Source organism: Azospirillum formosense (genome assembly GCF_013340925.1).
Lineage (GTDB): Bacteria > Pseudomonadota > Alphaproteobacteria > Azospirillales > Azospirillaceae > Azospirillum > Azospirillum formosense.
In genome coordinates, this window is the sequence record NZ_WHOR01000390.1 from 1 (window position 1) to 4,050 (window position 4,050).

General features: G+C 70.8%; 4 protein-coding genes. 2 read left to right on the plus strand and 2 right to left on the minus strand.

The features are described from left to right. On the plus strand, positions 1 to 209 hold a 209-nt coding region (locus GBZ26_RS27895), incomplete at its 5' end, for a hypothetical protein (RefSeq protein ID WP_174441587.1). On the opposite strand, the gene GBZ26_RS27900 is transcribed toward GBZ26_RS27895, so the two are convergent. Then, a complete protein-coding gene (locus tag GBZ26_RS27900) occupies positions 182 to 1,636 on the minus strand; it encodes a tetratricopeptide repeat protein (protein WP_174441588.1) in 1,455 nt (484 codons plus the stop codon). The two genes, GBZ26_RS27895 and GBZ26_RS27900, sit on opposite strands and share 28 nt — an antisense overlap. Before the next feature lie 66 nt (positions 1,637 to 1,702). Between GBZ26_RS27900 and GBZ26_RS27905 the strand changes: the two genes are divergently transcribed. Then, entirely contained in the window at positions 1,703 to 2,035 is a 333-nt protein-coding gene (locus tag GBZ26_RS27905; RefSeq protein WP_174441589.1) for a DUF1491 family protein, read from the plus strand. 25 nt (positions 2,036 to 2,060) lie between these two features. On the opposite strand, the gene GBZ26_RS27910 is transcribed toward GBZ26_RS27905, so the two are convergent. After that, a complete protein-coding gene (locus tag GBZ26_RS27910; protein WP_345772081.1) occupies positions 2,061 to 3,905 on the minus strand; it encodes a sensor histidine kinase in 1,845 nt (614 codons plus the stop codon). Between the last annotated feature and the right edge of the window lie 145 nt (positions 3,906 to 4,050).

Below are 4,050 nucleotides of genomic sequence, written 5' to 3' on the forward strand. Positions count from 1 at the left end.
TTTTGATACCGTTGCTGGGGGCTGCTTTTCTGGGGCACGCGCTGAGCGTCGCGCCGCTCCGCTTCGATCCGCCGGACCCGCCGCCCTTCGACGTCGCCGCCTTCAATGCCACGCTGCTGGCGGCGGAGATGCCGGCGCTGCCGGCCGCGGTGCATCGTCCAGTCTGGAGCGGGGACGACCCCTACGACTGCTTCTGCGGCGCCAACTGAGCGGTGGCGAAGCGTTCCAGCTCCGTGGCCACGGTGCGCAGGACGCTGTCCCAATCGCCGGGGCGGGGCTGGCGGTACAGGCGCAGCGACGGGTACCAGGGGCTGTCCGAACGGTCGAGCAGCCAGCGCCAGTCCGGCGCGTAGGGCAGCAGCAGCCACGCCGGCACGCCGAGCGCTCCGGCCAAGTGGATGGTCGCCGTGTCGACCGCGACGACGAGGTCGAGATTCGCCAGAATGGCCGCGCTGTCGGCGAAGTCGCGGATGCCCGCGGTCAGGTCGGGCAGGGCGGCGGGCCGGGTCGCTTTGGCATCGCCGGTCTGAAGGCTGAACAGGCGGAGGCCCGGCGTGTCGAGCAGCGGCGCCAGCCGCTCGACGGAGATGGAGCGGTTGCGGTCGTTGCGGTGGTTCGGGTTGCCCGCCCAGACGAGGCCGATACGGGGTCCGGACTCCGTCCCCGTTTCGACCTCGGCGATCCGGCGGCCCCAGCGCGCCACCTCGTCCGCTTCGGCGGAGAGATAGGCGCTGGGCGCGGGGATGCTCGCCAAGTCGGTGCCGAAGGCGCGCGGCAGGCTCATCAGCGGGCAGTGGAGGTCGTGGGGCGCCGGGGCGGGGCCGCGCACCAGCACCTGGATCTCCGGTCCCAGCGAGCGCAGCAGACGGAACTGCAACGGATGCACGTCCAGGATCACCCGCCCCCCGGCGCGGGCGACCAGCGGGGCGTAGCGGGCGAACTGGATGGTGTCGCCGAAGCCCTGCTCGGCCTGCAGCAGGATGCGCCGGCCGTCAAGCGGCTCGCCGGCCCAGGGCGGGGCGGGCAGGCGGCGCGGGCGCCACTCGAATTCGTCCCATCCGGCGCGCAGGTCGCCCCGCACCAACCGGCTGACCGCGCGGGCCAGATGCGCGTCGGCGTGGTTGGGCTGCATGGCCAGCAGGGCGCCCAGGCAGGCGTCGGACTCCGCGAAGCGGCGCGCGTCGCGCAAAACGACGCCCCGGTTGAGCGCCGTGTCCGGATGGCCCGGGCGCAGCCGCTCCGCCCGTTCCAGCCACGCCAGCGCGGCGGGATGGTCGGCCAGCGCGTGGCGTACCGAACCCAGATTGGTCAGGGCGTCGGCCAAAGCCGGGTCGAGGGCCAGGGCGCGGGTCAGCGCGGCATCGGCCCGCGCCGCGTCGCCGAGTGAGCGCAGGGCGCCGCCGAGGTTGGCCCAGGGCGCCGCCGCGTCGGAGTGGAGCCGCAGCGAGCGGGCGATCAGCGCCGCCGCCGCCCCATGGGCGCCGCGCTGGGCCTCGGCCACGCCGAGCAGATGCAGGGCGTCGGGCTGCGCCGGCTCCACCGCCAGCACGACGCGGTAGTCCTGCGCCGCCTCGGCAAGGCGCCCGGCCATGTGGTGGTTGACGGCGGCGTCGAGAACGTCCAGGAGTGTCGCCATGCCCGTTGTCTACACCGGGGCCTTGCCGAAGGCGAGCCCTCGGACCTTCCCGGAACGAGGATTTCCATGGACGACCGTCTGCCGACGCATCTCTGGGTGATGGCGCACATCCGCGCCGCCGATGCCGAGGGCGTCACGATGATGGTTCTGCGCAAGGGGGACGCCAGCCGCGGCACGGTCATCCTGAAACTGAACCGGCTGGACCGGACCTTCAGCGTGCTGGTCCAGGTGCGCGAGGAGGAGCGGCTGCGCTGGTCGCGCGGCACCGGCGCCGATCCGGTGGACGAGGCGACGGCCGACGCCTACATCGCCCGCCAGATCCGCTACGACCCCGACGTCTGGGTGATCGAGGTGGAGGACCGCAAGGGCCGCCACTGGTTCGAGGGCGAGGTGCGCTGACCCCTTCCTCCGGAGGGCCGGCGGATCACACCAGCTCCGCCTTTCCCACGCTTGTTCCCGCCGTCGGCGTGACGCGCGGGAAGCGCAGGGTGAAGCGGGTGCCTTCGCCGGGGATGCTCTGCACGGTGATGGTGCCGCGCAGTGTGCCGGTGACGAGGTTGTAGACGATGTGCAGCCCCAGCCCGCTGCCCCCACTGCCGCGGCGGGTAGTGAAGAAGGGGTCGAAGATTTTCGGCAGGATGTCCGACGGGATGCCCAGCCCGTCGTCGGTCACCGTCAGTTCCACCTGATCCTGTGGCAGCAGGCGGGCGGCGATGGCCAGCCGGCCGGGATGGTGCGGCGTGAAGGCGTGGGTCAGCGCGTTGAGGACGAGGTTGGTCAGGATCTGCGACAGGGCGCCGGGATAGCCGTCCAGTTCCAGCTCGTCGGGGCTGTCCAGGCCGATGTCCAGTCCGGCCACGTCCTTGTAGGCCGGGCGCAGGCTGCGCAGCAGTTCGCCGATGTAGGTCTTCAGTTCGAAGCGGCGGCGCTCGTCGCTCGACTGGTCCACCGCCACCATCTTGAAGCTCTGCACCAGATCGGCGGCGCGCATGCTGTTGGACAGGATCAGCCGGGCCATCTCGCCGCCGTCGGCCAGGAAGCGCTGGAACTCCGACTTCTTGATCGCCCCGGCGGCGATCTGACGGGCCAGCTCCTCGAACTGCACCGCAAGCTGCGAGGCGCCGGTGATGGTGATGCCGATCGGCGTGTTGACCTCGTGTGCCACCCCGGCGACGAGCTGGCCGAGCGAGGCCATCTTCTCCGCCTGGATCAGGCTGGCCTGAGTGTCCTTCAGCTCGCGCAGCGCCTGTTCCGCCGCGTCGCGCGAACGGCGCAGCGCCGCCTCCGCCTCGACCTCGCGGGTCACGTCGACGACGATGGACTGGACGGCGGTCTCCCCCTTCCAGTCGATGCGGCGGCTGGTCAGCTCGATCCAGCGCTCCGACCCGTCCAGCCGGCGGGCGCGCAGCCGCCGCCGCTCGCTGGGCAGGCCGGTGGCGACGATGTGCCGGTAGTTGTCCTCCACCAGCGGACGGCTGTCCTCCGCGATGAAGTCGAGCACCGAGCGGACCCGCAGCGCGCGGTCCAGGCTGCTGCCCAGAATCTGCAGGAAGGCGTCGTTGGCGTAGAGCGGGCGGAAATCGCGGTGGATGATGATGCCCTGGATGGAGCCTTCGACAAGGTCGCGGAAGCGCCGCTCGTTGTCGGCCAGATCCATCTGCCTCCGGTCGATCTCGTCGATGAAGTAGCGGATGGAGGCGGCGATGTCGGTGATCTCGTCGTTGCCCTCCACCGGCACCTTCGCATCGCTGCCGGACAGGCGGGCCAGCACCGCGCCGTTCAGCGCGACCAGCCGCGAGGTCAGGAAGCGCCGGAAGAAGAGATGGACCAGGATCGCCAGCAGGATGGAGGCGCCGCCCAGCACCATCACCATGCGCGAGCGGTCCTGTATCATCACCGCCAGATCGCCGGTGCGGTCGGTGGACTGGTCGTGGATGGCGTCGAACAGGGCCAGCGTGAAGCGGTCCACCGTCTCCACCAGGACGCGCGACTGGCCGGACAGCGCCTGGGCGCGGTTGCGCGCCTGCAGCCGCTCGGCGGAGCTGTCGAACAGCGCCCCCGGCGCCACCAGGATCGTGGCGAGATCCGCCCGGATGCGCTCCATGGCGGAGCCCTCCGGCTCGGGCGTGGCGGCCGCCAGCCGACCCAGCTCGGCCAGCGTGTTCTCCGCGTTGCGGCGCTCGACCCGCAGCCGGTTGAGATGGTCCGTCTGAATCGCCCCGGCCGCCCGCGCCATCAGCGCGCCCGCCCGCACCTGTCTCCTATACACATTCGAACCTTCCGACGATCACCTCTGTGGAGGACGCCGCGCGCGCCGTATCATTCATCAAAAACATTCGACTGATTAACGAAATACTAAAACGCTGTTGTACTAAATGGACAGCTATATAGTATCTACGATCGTACCTCGGCAA